20 protein-coding genes and 2 pseudogenes are annotated in these 24,540 nt (G+C 39.5%); 7 read left to right on the forward strand and 15 right to left on the reverse strand.

Annotated features, from left to right (window positions below):
* Positions 1-12 precede the first annotated feature (12 nt).
* The 3 genes from CR194_RS07345 to CR194_RS07355 are packed head-to-tail and all read right to left on the reverse strand — an operon-like array spanning position 13 to position 3,388.
* On the reverse strand, positions 13-1,377 hold the full coding sequence (locus CR194_RS07345; RefSeq protein ID WP_110609032.1) for a 2-oxo acid dehydrogenase subunit E2: 1,365 nt from the start codon (positions 1,375-1,377) through the stop codon (positions 13-15).
* A 16-nt stretch (positions 1,378-1,393) separates the two neighbouring features.
* A complete protein-coding gene (locus CR194_RS07350; RefSeq protein WP_110609033.1) occupies positions 1,394-2,377 on the reverse strand; it encodes an alpha-ketoacid dehydrogenase subunit beta in 984 nt (327 codons plus the stop codon).
* A 21-nt stretch (positions 2,378-2,398) separates the two neighbouring features.
* Positions 2,399-3,388 carry a thiamine pyrophosphate-dependent dehydrogenase E1 component subunit alpha gene (locus CR194_RS07355; RefSeq protein WP_110609034.1) on the reverse strand — a complete coding sequence of 330 codons (990 nt, stop codon included), beginning with the start codon at positions 3,386-3,388 and terminating at the stop codon, positions 2,399-2,401.
* A 209-nt stretch (positions 3,389-3,597) separates the two neighbouring features.
* On the opposite strand from CR194_RS07355, the gene CR194_RS07360 reads away from it, so the two are divergent.
* The gene (locus CR194_RS07360) at positions 3,598-5,538 is read left to right on the forward strand and encodes a sigma-54-dependent Fis family transcriptional regulator (RefSeq protein WP_146035921.1); all 1,941 of its coding nucleotides are present in this window, start codon (positions 3,598-3,600) and stop codon (positions 5,536-5,538) included.
* A 14-nt stretch (positions 5,539-5,552) separates the two neighbouring features.
* On the opposite strand, the gene CR194_RS07365 is transcribed toward CR194_RS07360, so the two are convergent.
* The 5 genes from CR194_RS07365 to CR194_RS07385 all read right to left on the reverse strand — a co-directional run bounded on the left by CR194_RS07365 (position 5,553) and on the right by CR194_RS07385 (position 11,253).
* On the reverse strand, positions 5,553-6,752 hold the full coding sequence (locus tag CR194_RS07365) for an iron-containing alcohol dehydrogenase family protein (RefSeq protein ID WP_110609036.1): 1,200 nt from the start codon (positions 6,750-6,752) through the stop codon (positions 5,553-5,555).
* Between the two features lie 15 nt (positions 6,753-6,767).
* Entirely contained in the window at positions 6,768-8,213 is a 1,446-nt protein-coding gene (locus tag CR194_RS07370) for an aldehyde dehydrogenase family protein (RefSeq protein ID WP_110609037.1), read from the reverse strand.
* A 36-nt stretch (positions 8,214-8,249) separates the two neighbouring features.
* Complete coding sequence (locus tag CR194_RS07375) at positions 8,250-9,545, reverse strand: TRAP transporter large permease (protein ID WP_199228146.1); 1,296 nt, start codon at positions 9,543-9,545, stop codon at positions 8,250-8,252.
* Positions 9,546-10,100, reverse strand: a complete 555-nt coding sequence (locus CR194_RS07380) for a TRAP transporter small permease (RefSeq protein WP_110609038.1) — start codon at positions 10,098-10,100, stop codon at positions 9,546-9,548. It lies immediately after the preceding gene.
* A gap of 76 nt (positions 10,101-10,176) precedes the next feature.
* A complete protein-coding gene (locus CR194_RS07385) occupies positions 10,177-11,253 on the reverse strand; it encodes a TRAP transporter substrate-binding protein (RefSeq protein ID WP_110609039.1) in 1,077 nt (358 codons plus the stop codon).
* A 781-nt stretch (positions 11,254-12,034) separates the two neighbouring features.
* Between CR194_RS07385 and CR194_RS07390 the strand changes: the two genes are divergently transcribed.
* On the forward strand, positions 12,035-12,322 hold the full coding sequence (locus tag CR194_RS07390; RefSeq protein WP_110609040.1) for a hypothetical protein: 288 nt from the start codon (positions 12,035-12,037) through the stop codon (positions 12,320-12,322).
* Between the two features lie 171 nt (positions 12,323-12,493).
* A complete protein-coding gene (locus CR194_RS07395) occupies positions 12,494-12,691 on the forward strand; it encodes a hypothetical protein (RefSeq protein WP_110609041.1) in 198 nt (65 codons plus the stop codon).
* A 184-nt stretch (positions 12,692-12,875) separates the two neighbouring features.
* Here the strand turns inward: CR194_RS07395 and atzF are convergent, their stop codons facing one another.
* Complete coding sequence (atzF, locus tag CR194_RS07400; RefSeq protein ID WP_110609042.1) at positions 12,876-14,621, reverse strand: allophanate hydrolase; 1,746 nt, start codon at positions 14,619-14,621, stop codon at positions 12,876-12,878.
* Positions 14,618-14,872 (reverse strand): annotated as a pseudogene (locus CR194_RS07405) (acetyl-CoA carboxylase biotin carboxyl carrier protein subunit); the annotation flags it as partial. The pseudogene CR194_RS07405 and the gene atzF, both read right to left, overlap by 4 nt.
* A 90-nt stretch (positions 14,873-14,962) precedes the next feature.
* Between CR194_RS07405 and CR194_RS07410 the strand changes: the two are divergent.
* Entirely contained in the window at positions 14,963-15,520 is a 558-nt protein-coding gene (locus CR194_RS07410) for an APC family permease (protein WP_233254273.1), read from the forward strand.
* Between the two features lie 446 nt (positions 15,521-15,966).
* On the opposite strand, the gene CR194_RS07415 is transcribed toward CR194_RS07410, so the two are convergent.
* Positions 15,967-16,305, reverse strand: a complete 339-nt coding sequence (locus CR194_RS07415) for a cyclic-phosphate processing receiver domain-containing protein (protein ID WP_233254274.1) — start codon at positions 16,303-16,305, stop codon at positions 15,967-15,969.
* A gap of 104 nt (positions 16,306-16,409) precedes the next feature.
* On the opposite strand from CR194_RS07415, the gene CR194_RS07420 reads away from it, so the two are divergent.
* From CR194_RS07420 to CR194_RS07430, 3 genes are all read left to right on the forward strand, one after another.
* On the forward strand, positions 16,410-17,318 hold the full coding sequence (locus CR194_RS07420; protein WP_110609046.1) for a cupredoxin domain-containing protein: 909 nt from the start codon (positions 16,410-16,412) through the stop codon (positions 17,316-17,318).
* 212 nt (positions 17,319-17,530) lie between these two features.
* Complete coding sequence (locus tag CR194_RS07425) at positions 17,531-17,980, forward strand: CopY/TcrY family copper transport repressor (protein ID WP_110609047.1); 450 nt, start codon at positions 17,531-17,533, stop codon at positions 17,978-17,980.
* Between the two features lie 132 nt (positions 17,981-18,112).
* The gene (locus tag CR194_RS07430) at positions 18,113-20,353 is read left to right on the forward strand and encodes a heavy metal translocating P-type ATPase (RefSeq protein ID WP_110609048.1); all 2,241 of its coding nucleotides are present in this window, start codon (positions 18,113-18,115) and stop codon (positions 20,351-20,353) included.
* A 129-nt stretch (positions 20,354-20,482) separates the two neighbouring features.
* Here CR194_RS07430 and CR194_RS07435 read toward each other — a convergent pair.
* The 4 genes and pseudogenes from CR194_RS07435 to CR194_RS07450 all read right to left on the reverse strand — a co-directional run bounded on the left by CR194_RS07435 (position 20,483) and on the right by CR194_RS07450 (position 24,480).
* Positions 20,483-20,854: pseudogene (locus CR194_RS07435) on the reverse strand (cyclic-phosphate processing receiver domain-containing protein).
* Positions 20,855-20,982: 128 nt separating this feature from the next.
* A complete protein-coding gene (locus tag CR194_RS07440; RefSeq protein ID WP_110609049.1) occupies positions 20,983-22,083 on the reverse strand; it encodes a hypothetical protein in 1,101 nt (366 codons plus the stop codon).
* Between the two features lie 267 nt (positions 22,084-22,350).
* Positions 22,351-22,920: a DUF6143 family protein gene (locus tag CR194_RS07445; RefSeq protein WP_110609050.1), complete on the reverse strand. Its 570-nt coding sequence runs from the start codon at positions 22,918-22,920 to the stop codon at positions 22,351-22,353.
* Between the two features lie 234 nt (positions 22,921-23,154).
* Entirely contained in the window at positions 23,155-24,480 is a 1,326-nt protein-coding gene (locus CR194_RS07450; RefSeq protein ID WP_110609051.1) for a short-chain fatty acid transporter, read from the reverse strand.
* Between the last annotated feature and the right edge of the window lie 60 nt (positions 24,481-24,540).

Genomic DNA, 24,540 nt, shown 5'->3' on the forward strand with positions numbered 1-24,540 from the left:
GAGCATCTCCCTTTAAATCAGCAATTGAAATGGTTGTTCAAGCTTTTGTTTAAGAGCGGTCAGGAAGGCCGCCGCCGGTACTCCGTCCATGACACGATGGTCAAAGGAAAGGCTCAAGGACATAATGGGACGCAAGACTACATTTCCTTCTATACCTACTGGCTTCTCAGTTATTCTTCCCAGACCGAGTATGGCAGACTCCGGCTGGTTAATGATTGGCGTAAAGGCATCTACAGCATACATGCCCAGATTGCTAATGGTGAATGTTCCACCTGATATTTGTTCATTTGTTAATTTGCCTTCTCTTGCGGCCTGAGCGAGGGTTTTGCATATGGTGGTCAATTCACACAATCCCTTTCGATCCGCGTGCCGTACTACAGGCACATACAATCCATTCTCCACGGCTACCGCCAGCCCGACATGTACATCTGTATAGCGCCTGATGACATTATCCTGCAACGAAGCATTGACATCGGGATGTTCCCTTAGTGACATGGCCACAGATTTTAAGATGATCTCGGTATAGGAAAGACGGTACACCGTCCGTTGTTCGATAATTGGCAATAGAGCTTTTCTGAGACGGATAATTTCAGACATGTCTACCTCGCTAACCAAGGTGACATGTGGAGCGCTTTGGACGCTTTGCACCATGCGTTCTCCTATAATTTTACGCATTCCCTCTACCTTAACTTCCTCCACTGATTCAGTAGAAGAAATCAGTTGATCTAAACTAGGTATTGCATCAATCCTTGAGCCTTTCTGCATGTAATCTTGCACATCCTGCTTTTTCACTTTCCCTTGCACACCACTTCCTGATACTTCATCTAACGCAATTGCATGATCCTGCGCTATTTTGTTAGCTAATGGTGTGACACGCGGGACCGACGATTGCTGTTGGAGGACATAGTCTTGAACATCCTGCAAGTGAATACGACCTTCTGGTCCACTGCCGAAGACATCCCTAAGAGATACGTGTTGTTTTTGAGCCTCATGTCGTGCTGCGGGAGTGCGACGAATTGATCGCTCATCTATATCTATCTGTTCTTTTGTAAGGTCTGGCATAACCGGACTTCCTTCAGAAGTACCAGAAGAGATTGTCTGATTTGATTCTGCTGTTTTTCCAGCAGGTATTTCCTCACCTTCTTTGCCAATATAACCAATCACCTCCTGCACAGGCACTTCATCGTCATGGACATAAACTTTTTTTAACAGTATCCCACCAGCCTCTGCTTCTATTTCAATGTTGACTTTATCGGTTTGGATTTCTAACAGCATTTGTCCAGCTTCAACGGCTTCTCCTTCTTCAGCAAACCAACGGATAATGGTTCCACTTTCCATCGTTGCTCCCATTTTAGGCATAAGAATTTCTACTGCCAATGTGGTTCCTCCTTTCTTATGCTCGGTTTAGCATCTCTCGTACTTTTTGCACAATATCCCCCACCTGTGGCACGGCCATTTTTTCAAGGGTTGGATTGTAAGGCATAGGAGTGTCAACTCCACCTAAACGACTGACGGGGGCATCCAAGAAATCGAAGGCCTCACTTTCCCCTATCATACTGGCAATTTCTGCCCCATACCCGCCACGTTTGACAGCTTCCGTCACGACCAAGGCTCTTCTTGTCTTAAGAACAGACTTAATGATGGTTTCCTCATCAAGCGGCACGAGGGTTCTTGGATCAATAACTTCAATATGAATATTCTCTTTACCCAATTCTTCGGCCGCTTCAAGGGTCTTATGTACCATGATAGAAGTGGCCACTACAGTTAGGTCTGTCCCTTCCTTTTTCACATCTGCGACTCCAATGGGAATGGTGTAAGAGTCTTCAGCTACATCCCCTTTCATGCCATACAGCAATTTATGTTCATAAAACATGACAGGATTATTATCCTCAATCGCTGCTTTCAATAACCCTTTGGCATCACTTGGGGTGGAGGGCTGAATTACTTTCAATCCAGGAATATGCGCCATCCACGCTTCTAAACTTTGCGAGTGTTGGGCGGCCAATCCTGCACCTGATCCAGCCGGGGTTCGGATGACCACGGGTACACTCGCCTTACCACCATACATATAGCGCAATTTGGCGGCTTGGTTTACAATTTGATCGGTAGCGATAGTTATAAAATCGGAAAATTGCAGTTCCAGTATGGGCCGCATCCCCGTCATAGCTGCCCCGATGGCACAACCAGTAATAGCGGCTTCTGAAATGGGAGTCGTGCGTACCCTTTCTGGTCCAAATTCATCCAACATCCCATTAGTTACCCCAAATGCTCCGCCATAAATACCAATGTCTTCCCCAAGGATGAACACATCTTCATCAGCTCTCATCACTTGACTCATCGCTTCCCTAACTGATTCTGCATACGTAATTTCTCTCATGTGAGTACCTCCTCTCAATTTTTATGCGTAGACGTCTTCTTGCAATGATTCTGGTGATGGCTCTGGACTGTTTTCAGCAAATCCCTGCGCTTTCTCCACGAAAGATTGCACTTGATCTTCTATCGCTTGTGCCTTTTCCTCTGACAGAACACCCTCGTCAATTAGACTCTTTTTGAATAGGGCAATCGGATCCTTTTTGGTAATCCATTCTTTTTCTTCTTCTCTTGTGCGGTATTTGCGAGCATCCGCACGTGAATGACCCTTAAAACGGTATGTTTTGGCCTCTATCAAGGTTGGCCCCTGACCAGAACGAGCCCGTTCAGCCGCTTCTTTGGTCGCTTCATACACTTCCAAAACATCACTGCCGTTAATGGTCACTCCAGGCATGCCGTAGGACGATGCACGCTGGGAAATATGTTCAATATTAATCATTTCTTTGATTGGACCTGACATAGCATACTCATTATTTTCACAGAAAAAGATGACCGGTAAATCCCATACAGCTGCCAAATTCAATGATTCATGAAAGCTACCTTCGTTGGAAGCCCCATCTCCGAAGAAACAAATGACCACATAGCCCAATTTTTTCATTTTGGAGGTTAGTGCGGCACCCGTGGCCAAAGGATGGCCCCCAGCAACTATACCGTTCGCTCCTAGATTACCTAGATCTAGATCAGCGATGTGCATGGAACCCCCTTTACCTTTGCAATATCCTGTTTCTTTAGCTAACAGTTCCGCTAGCATGCGACCGATGTCGCTACCCTTAGCTATACAATGACCGTGTCCGCGGTGAGTACTGGTGATTTTATCCTTAGCTTCTAATGCTCCAATAGCTCCAACTGCTGTCGCTTCCTGTCCTGTACACAGATGCATTGTCCCATGAATCTTGCCCTGCATGAACATCTGCTCAACCTTCTGTTCAAAATGCCGGATGACAATCATCTGTTCCAACATCTCTACTTTTTTTTCTGGGGTAATATCTTGACTACCCTTCGTCTTTTTCCCAGTCATATGCACTCGCCTCCTTGAAGAATGAGTATACAATTAAAAAAGTAAACGCTATCATAATAGCTATATTATAAATGAGAAGTGTCTGTTTTTACAATATTCAGACATCTACATAGTGTTGCATTATTCAACTACTTTAATTTATATATATATATATTAATAAGCTTCCACAGAAAGGGGATTTGTTTTATAATGAAAATATAGATACACTATTGAAGTTTGAAAAAAAAAAATATAAAATGTGTATTATAATACAACATATCGGAGGCGCTATGTACAAGTTTTTATTTATTGCTCCCTATGAAGGGCTACAAAATCTGATGATTGATGTCAACAAGGGATTAAACAATCACTCAGATATTTTTGTAGGTAATTTATATGATGGACTGGAAATTGCTAAAAGGTTTACAGACAAAGATTATGACGTCATTATTAGCAGGGGTGCCACCGCAAGGTTGATCCGCCAGTATAGTAAAATACCTGTTGTTGAAATCAAAATTACTGGATACGATATACTAAGAACATTAACACTTGTCAAAGGCTATTTAGGAAAAATAGGTATGATGAGTTACCTCAATACCATACAAGAGGCAGATACCATTGGAAAGCTTTTAGATATGCAAATTGTCTTTTATCCTATTCATACAGAGCAAGAAGTCAGTGAAAACATACAAAAGGCCACTCAAGAGGGCATTGAAGTTATTATAGGCGACGTCATCTCAACTCAGAAAGCAGAGAAAGAGGGAGGAATAAATAGCATTCTTATCACATCAGGTAGTGAAGCTGTTAAAGAGGCCATTGATGAGGCCACACAAATTGCACGGTATACATTTATGGAAAAAAGATTTAACCAGATCGGACAAGAAACAATGGAAAAAATTGAAGATGGAATCGCCTTCATTGACGATGAAACAAAGTGTCTGTATTTAAATAAAAGTGCTGCAGACATGTTGCAAACGGAGAAAGATAACGTGATTAATCATAAATTAGATGAGCAATTGCCTTCACTCAAATTAAACCAAAAACCCGGTGAGCCTGTTTCGGTTTTTTCTGATTATATTCAGTTAAAGAATGAAAGCGTTCATGTGCACTTGATACCTGTTTCCTCCAAGGGGAAGCTTATTGGAGCTGGAGCTATCTTGAAAAAAGGAATTAGCTATAATGACAACTCCAAATCGACATTTAGAAATCAAGCACACTTTCACTTTAACCAATTAGTTGGCAACTCAAAAAAAATGAAATCTCTGATTGAACTCACCCGCAAAACAAGCAAGTCAGATCGCCCTATTCTAATCAAAGGAGAACACGGTACTGGACGCAACAGTTTTGCGCAAGCCATCCATAACAAGAGTGATCGCTTTAATAATGTTTATATAAGCTTTAATTGCGCAGCCTTCGGAGCTGAACAACTAGAAAAAGAGCTTTTCGGTTTTGAGGATGAGGACCGACACTTCATTCAACCTGGCGCAGTAGAAAGAGCTAATCACGGTACACTTTTTCTCCATTCTGTGGCATCCCTCCCTCCTGTCTTACAGGGAAAACTTTATCATGCATTGCATAACAATAAAGTGACACGGATGAACGGGAACCATCAAATCGACTTAGATATTCGAATTTTATCGTCTGATACGGATGAATTAGACCAAAAAATTGACAATCACGAATTTCGAAAAGATTTATACAACACCCTAGCTGGATTTAGATTAACCATTCCACCATTAAGAGAACGCATGGATGACTTAGAAAACTTAATTCGTCTGTTTCTATCCTCCTATAATACTAAATTCGGCAAACAAGTTGTGAAGGTGAACGAGGACGTCCTTTCCGAACTTAAACAATTATCGTGGCCAAGAAATATTGCACAACTAAAAAATGTAATCGACCAGATGTGCACAATGAGCGACGGACCTTTTATCGAAAAAAAAGATGTACAGCCTCTATTGACCAAATTAAAGCAAGACGAAAAACGTAAATTGATTGAAAATCTTAATTTTGAAGACAAAACACTTGAAGAAATTGAACAAGATATTATTCATTTGGTCTTGCAAGAAGAAGATTTCAATCAGTCAAAGGCAGCCAAAAGATTGGGCATAAACCGTTCTACATTATGGAGAAAATTAAAAATTTCAAGAGAAGACGAACAACAACTCTAGATACATTGATCGAATTAATAAGCTTTTTTTAAAAGATTAATTAATGATTTGAGAGATGGCGTTCTGGGGTTATTTCTCATAAGCCGATCTATTCCCTTGCTTTTTTCAGCTATATCAGGAATGCTAGATTGACCAACGCCAATGGCTGACAATTTAGATGGAAGGTTTATTCTTTTTAACAGATCAAATAGCGCTTTTACAATGACATCGGTTGCTATATGCTGATTTAAAATAGTTTTATCAGAACCCATTGCTTCTGCTATTTTTAATATTTTGTCCTGCGGGATTGCTTTGGCATTAAAACGAAACACATAAGGAAGCAGGATACCAGTCATTTCGCCATGAGGACGCTCGACCTCTGTATTAATCGCATAGGCAAGCGCATGTGCGGCCGCAGTCCCCGCATTCGAAAATGCCATTCCAGCATACATGCTTCCAAGTAACATTTTCGATCGTCCTTCAAGGTTATCACCTTGCAGAACAGCTAAAGTCAAATGATTACTCAAAAGTTTAATGGCTTCTAAAGCAATCATGTCGCTTATAGGATTGGCCCCTCGAAAAACCGCCCCCTCTTTGATTTCCATTTCAGTGGATGACTTAGCAGTATATGCCTCAATAGCATGACAGAGTGCATCAATTCCAGAACAAGCGGTTACATACGGAGGCAATGATAATGTCAGCTCAGGATCCAATAAAGCTACCGAAGGACGCAAAAAGTGATCAGAAATACTCATTTTTACATTTTCATCATCCGTCAACACAGCAACAGTCGTTACCTCAGATCCTGATCCGGCAGTAGTAGGGACGGCAATGAGGGGTGTGATTGGACCCGGTATAAGATTTTCGCCAAAATAGTCACTTGGATGACCATGAAAAGAAAGCAATAAAGCCACTACTTTGGCTAAATCAATGCTACTCCCACCACCCAATCCTATTACGAGATCAACTTCCTGTTGAGATTGCGCAAAGCGATAGCATTCGAGTGCCAATTCAACATTCGGCTCTGGCTTAGCATCGTCAAAGGTAACATAAGACACTCTGTTCCCCTGCAATAATTTCGTAATTTTCTCTAAAGCACCCGTCTCTTTAATTCCTTGATCCGTAACAATAAGAACAAAGTTAGCCCCGAATTGATCGATCAAATACGGCAACTTCGCAATAGCTCCATTGCCGTAAACTACTCTTTTTGAGAAAAAATGCTCCCATGATCGCATTTAACCAAACCCTTTTCATAAATTGATAACAATTGTTTTTTCATCTGTCATTTCGTGAATCGCGTATTTTGGTCCTTCTTTGCCAATTCCGCTATCCTTTAGTCCTCCATATGGCATAATATCAGCTCTGAATGTTGAAACATCATTAATAATGACCCCACCAAAACATAAATCCTTTGCGGCTTGCATAGCCAATTGCAAATTAGATGTGAAGAACCCAACTTGCAGACCATACGGTGTATCATTCGCTAACCTAAATGCCACTTGAATATCATCATAAGGCATAATGCTGACGACAGGCGCAAACACTTCTTCACATACCACTTTCATATTTTGGGTCACATCTTTTAGAACGGTTGGTTGCATAACTGCACCATCTCTAGATCCCCCACTCACCAAGACCGCACCTTGATCAACAGCCTCCTTAACCCATGACTCTGCTCTTTCCGCTTCTTTTTCTGAGATCATACAACCAACATCTGTTATTTCAAGCTCCGGATCACCATACGTCATTTTTTTTACGACATTAGTCGATTCCTCTATAAACCTTTCATAAATATCACGATGCACATAAACTCGTTGGACCGAAACACAAGCTTGCCCAGAGTTCATAACGCCTCTTGTTACACATAATTCGGCAGCTTTGGTCAAATCCGGAACGTCGTGATGAATGATATTGGGAGAATTATTACCCAATTCAAGTGTTATTTTTCTAATACCCGTTACAGTCTTGATATGACGACCGACTTTTGGACTTCCTGTAAATGTGTACATAGAAATCTGTTCATTCTCCAATAAATATTGTCCAGCTTCATGCCCATACCCATTGACGACATTTAAATATCCTCCAGGCAAACCAGCTTCCATTAATATTTCAGCCATTTTAATAGCACTTATCGGTGTCAATTCCGCTGGTTTTAAGACCACTGCATTCCCTGCAGCTAAAGCAGGTCCAACCTTATGAGCCGTCAAATTAAAAGGGAAATTAAAAGGCGTGATCGCCCCAATAACACCTACGGGAACCCGGATAGAAAAAGCCATTTTCTTTTCCTGGGCTTTTTGCCCTTCAATTGGAATTCCATTTCCAGAGATTCGTTTCGCTTCCTCCGCCGAAGCAATAAATGTCTCTGCCGCTCTTTGCACTTCCAATCGAGCATCCTTAATACATTTCCCAACTTCACACGTAATAGTCATTGCTAGTTCTTCTTGGCGTTCCAAAAAAATAGATGAAGCTTTAGTTAGAATATCATACCTTTCGGTTGCTGTTAAAACTCGATCATTAAAAGTATCCAAAGCATTCTGAACCGCTTTTGTTATATCGTCTTGTGAAGATCTAGACACAAACGCAAGTGTTTTGTTTGTAAATTTATGTTGAACTTCAAATTGTTGTTCGCTCTTTACCCAAGATCCCCCAATTAAGTTATGATAATGTATTGTATGATCACTCTTTTTTCTATCCATATTATGGACTCCTTCTAATAATTTATTTTTGAATTTTTACCGCCCCATTAGATTAGGCAACCACAAAACCAGTGCTGGGAAAAAGGTAATAATTAATAACACCACTAACAGAATGGCTATAAAAGGAAGTAGTTCTTTTGTCAATACAAAGATATTGACATTTGATATCTTGGAAATAACAAACAAAACTAGGCCAAATGGCGGAGTTATTAAACCAATCATTAAATTAAAAACCACAATAACTCCAAAGTGGACAGGATCAACCTCATATAAGTGCATTAGCGGCAATAAAATAGGCATCATAATGGTGATCGCTGATATGGTTTCCATAAAAGTTCCCACTATAAGTAAAACAACATTAACAATTATGAGAAAAGTAATTTGATTCGTTGCAAAAGAAGAGACAAATTCTAATATATCAATTGGAATCTGCGCTCGTAAAATTACATTTCCATACAAATTGGCACATGCCACAATCAAGCCTAGAACAGCACTATCCCTAGCGGTTGATCTAAGTACAGGAATTAAATCCGACCATTTGAGTTCTCGATAAACAAATTTAGATAAAACAAAAGCATAAACAACGGCCACAGCAGCAGCCTCAGTGGCCGTAAAGATTCCCCCATATATTCCACCAATGATAATAATGGGTGTCATCAATGGCAGGAACGCTCTTTTTAAAGCAATCCAAAACATTTTCCAACTCGGTTTAGCTTCACGAGGAAAATTGCGTTTCTTGGCTAAGTAGGCCACAAGTATCATCAAAGCTACACCTGTCAGAAGTCCCGGAATAATACCTGCCAGGAACAACGCTCCAACAGAAACACCCGCGGATACACCATATATAACCATTGGTAAACTAGGCGGTATGATAGGGCCAACAGTAGAGGAAGCAGCTGTGATAGCTCCTGAAAATTTGCTTGTATAGCCCGCGTCTCGCATGGCTCTAATTTCGATTTCACCTAATCCCGCTGCATCCGATACTGCTGTTCCAGACATTCCAGAAAAAACCATACTGCTCGCTACATTAACATGACCCAAACCACCAGGCAAATAACCTACACACACTTTACAAAATGTAAAAATTCTATCTGTAATACCGCTTGAATTCAACAATTTCCCAGCTAACAGAAACAAAGGAACCGCCAATATGACAAAACTATTGACACCACCCATTAATTGTTGGGCAATATTTGCATATTGAATATTTCCGTTCATCATCATTAAAATGATAGAAGTTAACCCCATGCTAAATGCAATGGGCATGGCAATGATGAATAGAAACAAAAGCACGGAAAGAAACATAGCCATGGGATTCAATAAAAAGTTCATTTATTTCTCACCGCTTTCTACGACAACATTTTTACCATCTGAATGGTCCTCATCATTTCCATTTCCACTACCTTTGTCATTCCAACGAAAAAAACCTCTCATAAAAATAGTGAAATTCAACAGGCTATAAAATATCATGAGGATGGTTCCTGAAAATACACCAAAATAAACGTGAGACATTTTTAACCAGCTAATTGTTGAAGTGGATACTTCTGAACTAACTGAAACCATATACCAACTTCCTACTGCTACGATATAAAGAAAAAAAAGAATTCCCAATTGGACAAACATCAAAACAATATATCTGATATATTTTGGCAATCGATCTACCATGACTTCAATCACAATATGTCCTTTATGTCTGATCGCTAACGCCGAACCTAAAAACGTTAAATAAACGAAGACATACCTAGATAATTCACTGGTCCAAGGTGCGGATACATTCAAAACAAAACGAAATAAAATTTGACTGGTTACTAACAAAACAAGTAGCAAAGTCAATGATATTGTTGCAATATCTAACGCTCTATCCAAAAAAGACAGTAACTTTTTCATAGTACCCCTCCTTTAGCTCATCTTCGATGGAGAGTTTATTAAGAAAGCTACCTAAAGGTAGCCTTCTCATGATGATTTACCTGTAAGAATTAACCTCATCCAGGGTCGTTACATTCCACTTCTCTTCAAAGAAGTTAGCGAAGACAGGTTGAGCTTTCTCAACAAATGAAGCTACATCAGGTTCAATAACTTCCATGCCACCATCTACTAACTGTTGGTAGAAAACATCTGCATCTATTTCCGCCTGTTCATCAGCATATGCCATCGCTTCTTCAGCTGCATCTTGCAATATGTTTTGATCATCCGCACTCAAAGAATCAAATAATCCATTGTTGATCCACAGGAATACCATCTCATGTACATGTTCTGTAAGTATCAAATAATCTTGAACTTCCTCAAGATTAAAAGTAGCCATCTGTTCAAACGGCCCTTCAGAAGCATCTACAACTCCAGTTTGGAGAGAACTATACATTTCTGGAAGAGCTACAGCCGTTGGCGTCGCACCAATCTGACTCCATGCCGCAACCCAAGCCTCAATTTCTGGTAAACGCAAGCGTACATTTGACAGTTCATCCGGATTAGAAAATGCTTGGTTTGAGGTCATATGGCGAACTCCACGATAATTTGCAGCAAGGAACTGAAAGTTGGATTCTTTCATACTCTCAAACATATCGTCACCAAGTTCACTGTAGAAAGCATTTTCTAGATGTTCTTTTGAACTAAACAAGAATGGTGTAATAAAGTACATATACTCGGGCGCATACATATCTACACCTGTGAAACCACCCATCACCATATCTAAATCTCCAGAGCTCACAGCTTCGTAAATTTCATTTTCCGACCCTAAGGACCCTGCTGGAAAAACATTAACTTGGATTCTACCATCCGTTGCTTCATCTACCAATTCCGCAAACATATGAGTACCTTGAATAGGTGCAGCAGCATCTTCATAAACACTAGCAACATCTATCGTAATACTTTCTATTTCTTCCGAATTACTCTCTGTTTCTGCATTTACACTATCATCCGTTTCCGCATTTTCACTAGCATCTACCTCGCTGTTGGAATTTAATTCTTCGCCTCCACAAGCAGCTACAACGATAATAAATAGACCAAATAATAACAATAATAGGAATTTTCTGAATAAATTCAATAGATTTACCTCCCTTTTTTTTAAGCGCTTACATCAGCGCTGTACATTTATTATAATGTCGTGTGTTTCATTATTCAAATGCTATTGTTTCAATATTTGTTTCATTATGCAACGTTATGAGTCATTTCGTCATAATTTTCACAAGCCGACCGATCAAATCAATATTATATTGCAACATTCAGTAACAATTATTCATCGATGTCAAAATACGAATCCAAAAGTCTTCATAACCAAAGCGTTGTTTCTTAAAACGGAAAGAACGACTCTTTCACCGACCGTGATGCTGAAATGCGTGTAAAAGGAGAAACTAGTTTAGGTGCCTGGCACTTGTCGAATAATATTGTTCCGTAAACTGTATTGAGATAACAGATACGATAAATTTCAACACTTCAAAATAAGTTATGAAATTAATCTATTAAACCCCAACCTTTACAGCGTTAAAATCTTTCTCTGAAATTGTACCAGCATATTACATCATGCCGCCCATCTATTAACCCTTTCAATAGAGTTAAATACGTCTCCTAAACCTTGTTATATCAATATTTCTAATTAAGTGAAGCAAGTAGAACTTTCTGAATACACATATGAACATGAGCATTTAGTGCCAATGACGTACTGGATATCGACGAAACATTTGAAGTCACCTATAGTACGTGGGCAAGCAAGGGAGAACCAGCTTACTATGGAATGGAACGATTTAAAGAAATTCTTGAAGAAAGATCCGGAGGGAACATCACAGTAAATATTCCTAGGAAACCAGATAGGGTCTGCACATGAACAAATGGAACAAGTGAGCACCGGTTCAATCGAGATGATATCGAGTGGAGACCCAAGAATTAACGAAATTGAGTACCTCTCCCTACCGTATTTGATGGCATCAAATGATCATTGGAATGCCGTACTAATTCTAGAAGCTGCTGAAGAAGGAGAACAGGTGGCTAATCAGAGCTTAGAAGATAGTGCAGCAGCTACGGTTGAAGAAATGGAAGATAGTGAAGTAGAATTCATTGACCCTGATCTGATGCATTTAAGGAAGCTACGCAAAATGTTCGAGACGAGATGGGTGTAGAAATTTGGGGAGAGGAAACGTATAACGACATCGTAGAAATTGGCCAATCCGATTTAAACTAATCGTTAAACTGGAGGCTCCTTCCGCTTACTATCCGGGGGAGCCTCTTTCCCTATCTAATAGTTATCAACTTTACTAACCAAATGAATTTACACCAGGAGGAATAGCTTTATGGATATCCATTCTCACACATCTGAAATAATAGAACATAGACCAATCATGGCTGCAGCAGATAAATTCACCATTGAAACTGATGGATCAGGCGGACATGCGGCCCACCCCCACATAGCAATTGATCCAATTCCTATTACTGCTCAGATTATTAATGCTATGCAAACGATCATTTCGAGGCACATCTCCCCTCTTTAATCAGCCGTATTAACCATTGGGCAAATTCATGGTGGTAATGCCGATAACATTATAGCAAAAAATGTTACGATATCTGTGTCAATCCATTGTCTTCGATGAAAAAGCTATTCCAACTGGCATCAAAGCAATGAGTGCTTTAGCATAAGGATCAGGAACCATAGAGTTAAAAACACACTTTATATTATCAATTCTTCACGAATAGATTTCGCCATCCCCCTGTTGCGGTTATGTCTTCGGCCGTTTCTGCTACATAGGCTTCACAAACAAAGCCTGGTACTTCTTCTCCATTTTCTAACTCTACTTTCCCAATGCCTAGAGGGGAAGGGATGGAGGCTGCAAATGCCCCAAATTCAGATAAGGGCATTTCCCACAGCTCTAATTCAATCGCTCCTCCTTTTCGTTCGTCTTTGATCATTCCAGGCTTTTCAGGTGTCGAAGTTAGTTTCACCATTTGGTATTTAGGTGCACTCAATGCTTCACACACAAAGGTTGCACGACACTCCTTCATTTGTTTTTCCAGTGGAAAACCTCTCATATGCAAGCCACATACAGCAACTAATGTGGTCGCTTCGTTTTTTTTAGTAGTATTAAGAAACTGTTTAGCCATTGAACAGATTAAGCCTTCATTTTCTGCTAAGCCAAAGAGAGTAATGCCAAACGGAAGCTTCTCTGCGGCTTTTCCTGCAGGTATGGCAATCGCACATAAATCAAGGAGATTACAGTGATTCGTATAACGTCCCATATCACTATTTGTTTGGATTGGTTGTGCTCTTACTTGTTCTCTCGTCCAAGTTCCCCCTGCTGTCGGCATTACAAGTACAGCATCAGCAAATACTTTTCTTGCCTTTAACTTAAAGGCTTGAAGCTGATGGATCGCCTGAAAAACGAACGGGGCATTGAATGTTTCATTTAATCCAGAACGAAGAACTTGTTCTGTTACTGGGAAAGTGACACTCGGATTTCCTTCTACAAATGACCCAACCGCAGCCCATCGCTCTGCTACCATCGGTCCCTCATATAAAATAGCGGAGGCTTCCTTTAAAAATGTCGTATCTACATATTCAATCGGAAGGTTCGTTTTCTTTAGTTGATCTAGTGCAACATCCCAAGCTTCACTATACTCTTTGGCATAAGAACCAAAGAAATCAATTGGATTTGATGGAACGATTATTTTTGATGGTAAGCTTTGCTGCGGTGTAGCAACGTCTTTTGACCATGGATCAGATTCTTCTACTCCTCTTGCAAAACGATCAACGAGCATCGCCTCTTCTACACTCTGAGAAAAAACGGTGACACAATCTAGGCTTGCACAAGCTGGGACAACCCCTTTCATAGACCAAGCCCCTAAAGTCGGTTTGTATCCAACAAGATTGTTCAAACCAGCTGGGACGCGCCCTGATCCTGCTGTATCGGTTCCTAATGAGAAGACAGCTTGGCCTCTTGCGACGGCAACAGCAGATCCCGCGCTCGAACCGCCACTTATTAATTCCGGTCTGAGTGAGTTATGCGTTTCTCCGTATGGGCTTCTTGTTCCCACAAGCCCTGTAGCGAATTGATCTAGATTTGCTTTGCCAACTGGGATCGCACCAGCGGCAATCAACCTTTCAACAACAGCCGCATGTTCCACTGGTGTATACGTATATTCGCTACACCCCGCCGTCGTTGGCACACCGGCAAGATCGATATTATCCTTAATTGCAAAAGGAATTCCCCATAATGAAGCACTTTCTCTATCAATCGTTTCTAGTCTTTCTATAAAAGGTTTCATCAGCTCGATAGAAGGTGGTGTGATCCAAATGTTCATCTCAGCGTCTGTTTCAGCGCGTTTGATGATTTCTTGAGCTACTTCGTCTGGTGAGAGTGAATATGCGAGATACTGTTCTCTTAACCAATCAACTGTTAATTGTTCTGGGAGGTTTATCTTGATCATTTGATCGACACCGCCTCTTCTTTTTCTTCCATAATTCCTACTATGAGTTGACCTGCATGAACTTCATCTCCCGGTTTCACATGGATGGATGCTACATATCCATCACAAGTGGCATGCTGTGGGAACTCCATTTTCATACTTTCTTCTATTATAATAGTCTCGCCTTTTTTCACTTGTTGACCTTGTTCTACAAGCACCTTCCATACACTTCCTGGCATCGAGCATCGAACTGCTTCAACCCCTTCTGGGAGCAGAAATTTTCCGTAAGAAACAACAGGATGCATTTAAGGAAGAGCGCGAAAGCTGGAGGGCGCTGGGGGTTGCTGAATACATTTCTGAACATGAAACCGTCGTGGAGAACGAAGAAGATGAGCTTTATTACGGTATTGATTGCAGCGATCTTTACTCAAGGACTAGCTTCAGTTAATGCAGTCTCTCGTCTTTTATATGTAATGGGAAGGGATTCGATCTTGCCTAGTCGTTTCTTTTCCTATGTTCACCCTAAATACAAAACGCCAGTCTTCAATATTATCTTCTCATCTGTTGTGTCCCTCTTAGCTATTTTTATTACGATCGATCAAGCATTGAGATTTGTAAACTTCGGTGCCTTAACAGCATTCTTTTTCGTTAACCTTTGTGTAATCACGTTATATGTTTCAAAGAAAACAAAGGAACGCTCGGTAAAAAGGATGATCTTCAACTTGATCTCTCCTATAGTGGGAGCCGTTTTTATACTCTGGTTGCTCTTTTTACTCGATGTTCCAACCCTACTGGGAGGATTAACTTGGGTAGCGATTGGAATGATCTATCTTGGCTACTTAACGAAAGGCTTTAAAGGAGCACTCCCTCAAACAGTCTCTGAGAAAATAGAATTAGAGCTCAAGGACAAGGCAGTATAGTAACAAGGAAGAGTACCCTCCTATATACCTCCAATCCATATAGGAAATATTGGTGACAAAAGAAGGTGTAGGAGGGTATGAAAGTGAGTAAATTAGAGTCATCCAAGCAAATGCACCAAATGATAAAGGATTTAAAACGCCGAAATGAAAAAGCAAAAGCAAATAAAGCACTAAACAAATAAAAGCTGATACATACGTGCCAGCTTTTTGTAGGTCTTTTTAGTTAGACGATGATCGTTTGGGAGTGCTTTTAAGGCTTCTTCGCGCACCCGTTTAGACGAATGAATACTGCCCCCCACTATAACAATAGGAGAATTTGTTATAGCATACCCCATATTAGAACCACCTTTCATTTTTTATCAGATCATACCTGCTCTTTAAAATTTTCTTCCGTAAGTGGTTGCTGAAGATCTCCTAAGATTTTACTTACTCTTCACGCTAAGGTCTCATCCCCCAGTATATTTATTCTCAGTGATCGAATAATGAAAAATCTCAATGTCTTGGTCAATGAATCCTCTTCTTTGAGCACCTTTTAACGTGTGGTACATGTTTTCACGACCTACTCCGTTGTCTGTGTGGAGATATATTTTATTAGCACGATAACCTTTTTCACAGAAAATCTTCACAAGGTCATACCCAGTAGGAAGTAGGTTTCCTTCACTATCTTCACCTAAATCGTGGTCGAGGGACAGTAGATGAACTGTATAATTTTCCAAATAATAGATCGCCTCATCTATGTTTCTAGCTAGGACAAAACCTGTTGGACAATCTCTCAAATCATCCACATATAGATTGATTTGTTTTCCTCCCTCTAGAACATCACGATCCTATGCATTTTATTATTGGTTGTACATATTATTCTAGTATTAGGTGTTAGGAGGAAAGTACAATGACCACTTTTATTATTATAGTTGTATCTTTGTTATCGATTATTCTTATTACTTCGTTTACAACTTCATTCATACAAAGAAAGAGAAGTGCCGTAATGACAGGAATGATGGCGGCTATGGTTATAGGGATGTGTATTGGTTTAACTATCGGTGTTTTACTGGGTAGTTTATTCCAAGGAGACCTATTCACCTCTACGATCATTTCTATGGCAATTGGAATGTTTGCGGGTATTTTAGTAGGAATTCCATTCAACGCGCTATCCGTGTTGGATGGGATGCTCGCGGGTATTATGGGAGGAATGATGGGTGCCATGCTTGGAGAAATGATTTCTCCTGCAGATGCTATACTTTTAGTGAAAATTTTATTGACTATTTCAATCTGTTCGACAATTATCATATTATTATTTCTATTACAAACAAATAGAAAAGAAGAAAACGCTAATTTTAAATGGATGATACGCCCCCTCGCAACTTTTGTTGTGTTATTCCTACTTCTTGGATCGATTGCTCAAATAAATGTAAACTCAGACAACCACAATCAAAGTCATCACACACCTGACATAAATAATCCTGATAATCAGTTAAAAATCGAAGTAACGGGGTTTGAATATACCCCTAATGAAATATCTGTTACTAAATCGGAGTCTACAGAGCTTAAATTAGTAAATAATGATGACATTGAACATGATTTAGAAATTATAGATTTTCCATTTGAAACATTAAATACTGAACCTGTAATAGAAAATCATACAAACCACTCTCATAATTCAGCGCTACATATCCATTCAAAACCTCACAGTAAAAATTCTATTAGTTTTAAAGCTACTCAGAAAGGAACTTATCTTTTTTATTGCACAATACCTGGCCATAAAGAAAGAGGAATGGTAGGTACTATAATAGTAAATTAGTTAAGAATGAGTAAGTTACGCAACTTTAACTTTTGAGATGAATCACATATTATATGTATTCTACCGACGATACAACTAAATAATATGTCTAAAGATGATGCTTTAATAGCCCAATAAAAAATCCATTAAAAAAAGTGTTGACAAAAATCGTTTACAAGTGTAATCTGAAATTAATAAATCGATTACAAGTGTAAACGGAAGGCGGTGACGCTATGGCAACAGAAATTAATACTAAGATTACCGAATCAGAATGGGAAATTATGCGTGTAGTTTGGACGTTCAATAAAGTGACAAGTAAAGAAATTATTGAGGTTTTACAAGAAAAAAAAGCTTGGAAACCAGCAACGACGAAGACATTTATCGGTCGTCTCGTAAAAAAAGGAATGCTTAATACAGAGCCTCATGGAAAACGTTACCTCTACTCTGCAACTGTCAGTGAAGATGAAACAGTGAAGAATGTTACCAATGAATTTTTTGATAACATTTGTAGTAAGGATGTTGGTAAAACTATTGCAGAAATGATTTCTACCTCCACGTTGAGCTTTGACGATATAGCCTTAATAGAAGAAGTATTAGAAAAGAAGAAGAAAACTGCTGTTGAACAAGTGAAGTGTAATTGTTTAAAAGGACAATGCCAATGTAAAAATAATCATAATCATTAAGGCAAAAACCTTTTATGAGTAGTTAGTATAGAAAGATCTGCACTTGAATTCCATATTCAAGTGTACTTTTACTAAAATTAACATACCCTACTCGGGTATAGTATAAAAATATTTATGATTGGAGTGATTAAAGTGGAAAAATCCTTATTCTCTGTTAGAGGAATGACTTGTTCTTCTTGTGTTAATCGCGTTGAAAAAAAGATAGCTAAAGTCCCTGGAGTTCAATCCGTTAATGTAAACTTAGCGGCAAATCAAGCACAAGTCTCTTATGATACTTCCTTGGCAAGTACAGAAAAAATTATTGAAGCCATTGAGAACATTGGTTATAGTGGCAATGTGATCGATGAAAATAATGAGGCTGATTCCAGCCTTGGACAGCAGAAAGAAACGAAAAAACTAAAAAAGGATTTTATATTTGGGGCTATTCTAACTTCCATCGTTCTAATAGGCAGTATCCCACACATGATGGAAGGTTGGGGAAATTGGATTCCTAGCTTTATGACAAACCCTTACTGGTTACTATTATTAACAAGTTTTGTTCAGCTTGGTCCAGGATGGCGATTTTACAGTAACAGTTATAAAGTATTAAAAAATAAATCGGCTGACATGAATGTTCTAGTAGCAATGGGAACGACAGCAGCGTGGTTATATAGTGGCGCTATGACACTCTTCCCTACTACTCTAACCAATATGGGATTTCCATATCAGTTATACTACGACGTAACCACTGTAATTACAACGCTGATCATTCTTGGGCGTTACCTTGAGGCAAAGGCGAAAGGAGAAACTTCTTCCGCCATAAAAAAACTAATGAACTTACAAGCAAAAACAGCAAGAGTGATCCGTAGTGGGCAAGAATTAGAAATACGTGTTGAGGATGTTGAAATTCATGACGAAATTATCGTTCGTCCAGGAGAAAGAGTCCCGGTAGATGGTGAAGTAATAAAAGGCAAGTCTTCCGTAGATGAATCGATGCTAACCGGAGAATCCATTCCCGTTGAAAAACATATAGGTGATGAAGTAATTGGGGCTACTATCAACAAAACAGGAAGCTTTACATTACGAGCAACCAAAATAGGAAAAGATACGGCACTTTCTCAAATTATACGGATGGTTAATGAAGCACAAGGTTCAAAAGCTCCTATACAGCGTATTGTTGATAAAATTTCTGCTTATTTTGTTCCTGCCGTCGTCATCCTTGCTTTCATCAGCTTTGGGGTTTGGTGGACATTTGGTCCTGAACCTGGTTTCATAGTCGGGCTTACCTCCTTTATCGCAGTATTAATCATTGCATGCCCATGTGCATTGGGTTTAGCTACTCCTACCGCGATTATGGTTGGTACTGAGAAAGGTGCTGAAAATGGGATTTTAATTAAAGATGCTGCTAGTATCGAAAGAGCTAATAAAGTAAAAACAGTCGTATTAGACAAAACAGGTACGATTACAGAAGGAAAACCGAAAGTAACGGATATTGTATCTAGTAATTCCATTACTGATATAGAATTATTAACACTAGTAGCTTCTGTTGAACGAGTTTCCGAGCATCCACTTGGGGAGGCAATTGTTCAGGAAGCAAAATCAAGAAACTTAGAGCTTCAAGAACCTGACACCTTTGAGGCCATAACAGGTCATGGTTTAATTGGAACGCTTCATAATAAAGAGATATTAGTTGGAAATCTCAAATTGATGAAAGAACACAACATTTCCAATCAAGAAATGGTACAAATTGCAGAAAACCTTGCAGATCAAGGAAAAACACCTATGTATGTAGCAATTAATGGTGAATATGCCGGGATCATTGCTGTTGCAGATACGTTAAAGAAGGATACTGTAACTGCAGTAAAAGCACTAAAAGAAATGAATGTAAAAGTAATCATGCTTACTGGGGACCACTACCGAACAGCAAAAGCAATTGCTAAAGAAGCCGGTATCGATGAGTTTATCGCAGAAGTCCTTCCAGAGCACAAAGCAGAAGAGATCAAAAAATTACAAGCTAATGGTGAAGTCGTTGCCATGGTTGGTGATGGGATTAACGATGCCCCTGCCCTTGCCCAAGCCGATGTGGGTATTGCGATTGGGACTGGCACCGATGTAGCAATGGAAACAGCAAGTATTACCTTAATGCGCGGCAATATCATGAGTGTCGTTACTTCATTAAAATTAGCTAAGAGAACAATGCATATGATCTGGCAAAACTTGGGTTGGGCATTTGGCTATAATGTCGTATTGATTCCAGTTGCAGCAGGTATTCTATATCCGTTTATCGGTATTTTCTTGAATCCTGCATTAGCTGGAGCTGCAATGGCATTTAGTTCTGTATCCGTTGTGTTAAACACATTAAGATTAAAAAAGTTTAAATCTGTCCCGGCTTAACTACCTTTTACTATTATAGAGAAGTAGATAAAGCTAACTAGTCGTTAAGCTAAGCTTAACGACTAGTTACGTTAATTAATTTTCACTTACAAGCTACAGCTTCCTCATCCATATCTTTCATACCTGGTTTCATCCCCCAGTATATTTATTCTCAGTTATCGAATAATGAAAAATCTCAATGTCTTGGTCAATGAATCCTCTTCTTTGAGCACCTTTTAACGTGTGGAACATGTTTTCACGGCCAACGCCATTGTCTGTGTGGAGATATATTTTATTGGCACGATAACCTTTTTCACAGAAAATCTTAACAAGGTCATACCCGGTAGGAAGAAGATTTCCTTCACTATCTTCACCTAAATCGTGATCGAGCGACAGTAGATGAACTGTATAATTTTCCTAATAATAGATCGCTTCATCTATGTTTCTAGCTAGGACAAAACCTTTAGGGCAATCTCTCAAATCATCCACATATAGATTGATTTGTTTATTCACGCTACCCACCCCAATCCTTTTGTCTCATTTTAGTATAAAACTGGAAATAAAGCGAACGATTCATCGTTTTAAATTTGATTCTTTAACCGAACTGGGATCTAGGTTCTGGTGCTTTGTTAACGTCTACTGAACTCCCTTTAAATCCTCTCCCATTGTGATACTGAGCGAAGGGTTTTAAGATCCACCACTTGGTGATACTTGTATGTTTTAGGCCAACTGCTAAAAACAGACTTATTTCTGAATATCGCCTTGGTTAATAAAGAGTTTGGTCGGGCCATCCATCCATCTGATGGGGTCAAGTCAATAGTGACAGAATCACCTTCTCTTTTAATGGAATAGATGCCTGATAGATTTCCCATGCTTTCATCAGTCGTGATAGTAAAGGCATCCTCATAACTCGTGTTTTCCTCGAATTTTCGAATGTCTGGGAAACCGCCAACAAATTCAACCATCAAAGGATGAGAAGAATTGGTTAAGCTGATCGACTGCAGCACGCCTTTAGAATATTGATAATCTAAGGAGCCATTTGATATAACACCGGAAGAATCAAGAACAAATTGTTTAAGGACACCATTGTGTTCATTTGCGAACTCCACGATATGACAGTCCATCGTATAACGGGAATAATACCGTTTTTGGAAATCCTTTGCAAAAGGCAATGGGAAGGGATCCTGTACGATTCTCTGGTGATCGATGGTGATATGAGCCTCAGTCTTATTTTTTCTAATGAAATCAAAATCGAACAGAAAGAACAATGGGAAGTAGGATGGAGTCTCTGTAGACGAACCAATAGGTGCTAACAAATTCATTCCTTTTGTCTTTTTCTTTGATCGTTCTGTTATACGAACGGACACCGTTCTTCCTGATATATCTATGAACGAGAAAGAAATCTCTACACAACCCTCGATGGTTTGAAAAATCGTGTCTGTCATCTCAATCGTCCGTCGTTCCATAAGACCTTTCCCAGCTACATCGAAGGTTTCATTGTCTGTATCGTTTAAGTTGATATCGTCGTATACGTCTACATAACCATCAATCCGATACGCGATTACCCGGTAACCTGATCCACTTTCCTCTCCATCCAAATACTGTAGCTCGAGTCCTTTATATATGGAATCTGTATTTTTCTCGAAATTTATGATAGCCAGTTTCTTAATTGGTTTGTACGTAAGGCCGAACGGGATCACCACTGTTTCGGCATGTCGTCCATACGTGGCCTTATTGATCCTTCTAATCATTGACGTCGCCTCCCCTTGAGGTTATTTGGGATACTTAATCTACATATTCGAGGAGACGATCTCTTTCACCTTCAGAAAAACGAAAGGCAAAAGCTAATTCATTAAACGTTCACTATTATTTGATGAGTAAACTTCACAAAGAACTGCTTACTATCTAACTGTTTTTTAGATCTTGTCATTATCCTATACAAAAAGGCAACTAACCCTGTGTGGAGGCAGTTACCTTAATGATTGGTTTTGATATGAAACGTATCTGATAAAAAATACTTATTTACGTGAAGAACAGTTTATCGGTTCTTCCCACCATCCAAATGCAATTCTACCAGACGTCTTAATATTTGGTGATTCTGGATTTGATATAAATACAAGAAATGAACCTCCTGGTGGAAAAATAAACTTACCGTTTTCTACATCAACTAATGTAGTCTCAGGCTGGGCCCTTCTGACGAAAGCTTTAATTCCCCCAGTTGGTTCACCAGTGACATTCTTTGAGAATTGAAGTTTTATTTTTGGTTTCGGAATCGGTTCAATTGCTGTATTAGCAGAAGTGACAAATTTTGATGTAAATGGCTTTCCCGGTGGATCTGCATTAAACCAAAATTGAGCGCGAAAGGTGGATTCAGATACATCTGAAACTGTCCAAACATTGACATGCAAATTTACTTTTGATTTAGGAGGATTATATAACCTTGCCCATGCACTCTTCCCTTTACCAAAGTCAAGTTCGTCTGCATAGCCAACAAAATAACGCCCCTTCTCCGATTGGTATAATTCTATTGGGATGTTCACCGCTTCTATCCGTCGATTCTTTTTATGCCCCCTTTTCTTTCTATACACATAGATCACCTTCTTTTCAGATTTCACCTTTACTAATTGTTATCATCGATATACTTTTACCTTTAAATGAACAGTCAGCTTTATATTTTATATTCATGAGATGAAAACTAGTATAGACAGAGAAACTAATTCACAAAAAATAGGGGTTTTAACCATGGAATGAAACTAGTAGTATTACCTAATGGACGAAATGAACCGGCTGCCTAAGCAACCGGTTCATTTAAATATGGATTTTTATAAAATCATCAGACCTAAGCCTATCACTACCCCACTGAGAAACAACACCCAGATACAGAAGCCCATGATGTCACGAGCATTTAAACCTGCAATCGCTAATGCTGGAAGAGCCCAGAACGGTTGGATCATATTTGTCCAAGCATCACCCCAAGCGACGGCCATCGCTGTCCTTGCAGGACTTACTCCTAATGCCTCGCCCGCAGAAAGCATGATTGGCGCTTGAACAGCCCATTGTCCCCCACCTGAGGGGACAAAGAAGTTAACGATTCCGGCACTTATAAATGCGAAAAGTGGAAACGTCACTTCTGTTGAAATGGATACGAACCATTCTGAGAATTGAACGGCTAAACCTGAAGCGACCATCATCCCCATGATCCCTGCGTAAAATGGAAATTGAATGATGATTCCCCCAGCATTTTTAACGGCTCCTGACACGCTAGCCAAATAATTTCGAGGCGTCATATGAAACAAAATACCAAGGAACAAGAAAATAAAATTAACGATGTTCAGATTGAGGTTAAATCCACTTGTGCTTAAATAATAAATAATAAATGCTAATCCAAGAAACCCGGTAATCATAGACAACACTACACTGTTTTCCATTCGTTCCGCTGGCGTTTGTTTGCTTTTGGCCTTTGTTTCTTTCATCATATTGTCAGCGGGGTCCTCTAGTAGTTTCGGATCTACCTGAACAGCTGTTTTAGGATTAATCATGAACCAGTTCAACAAAGGAACGGAGATAAAGAGTGCTGCAACGATAAATAAATTAAAAGGGGCAAAAATCGTTTCACTTGTAGAGACTATTCCAATAATATCTTCGGAAAAATGTCCATTTGTAGCAATCGTTAAAGGGATAGAACCCGCTAATCCCCCATGCCAGACGATAAACCCACTGTAAGCACTGGCAATAAGAAGTCGATAGTCAACATGTCTTACCCTTTTGGCCAGCTCCTTTGCAAATAGAGCCCCAATGACCAAGCCGAACCCCCAGTTGATCCAACTGGCAAGTAACGCCACTAAGGTAACGACGATTATTGCTTGACCAGGTGTATTCGCAAGCGTTGCTAACTGTTGCAATCCTCTCTTAAATATTCTGCTACTGGCAAGGACATATCCAGTCACTAATACCAACACCATCTGCATCGCAAATTCTAATAAATCCCAAAACCCTTCTCCCCAATAAACAACCATATCAACTGGATTACTAGGAGTAAGCACCAAACCCATGAGAAATACAACTAACGTTAAAATCACAACAAATAAAAATGGATCAGGTAAATACCTTTGCATCAATCTAGTTGAAAAATTTGTAAGCGTTTTCATAAAACAAGCCTCCATTTCCTTCTTTTTTAGTTGGGATTCGTCTTTTATTCTACTGTTCAC

This window comes from Salipaludibacillus keqinensis (genome assembly GCF_003226325.1).
GTDB lineage: Bacteria > Bacillota > Bacilli > Bacillales > Salisediminibacteriaceae > Salipaludibacillus > Salipaludibacillus keqinensis.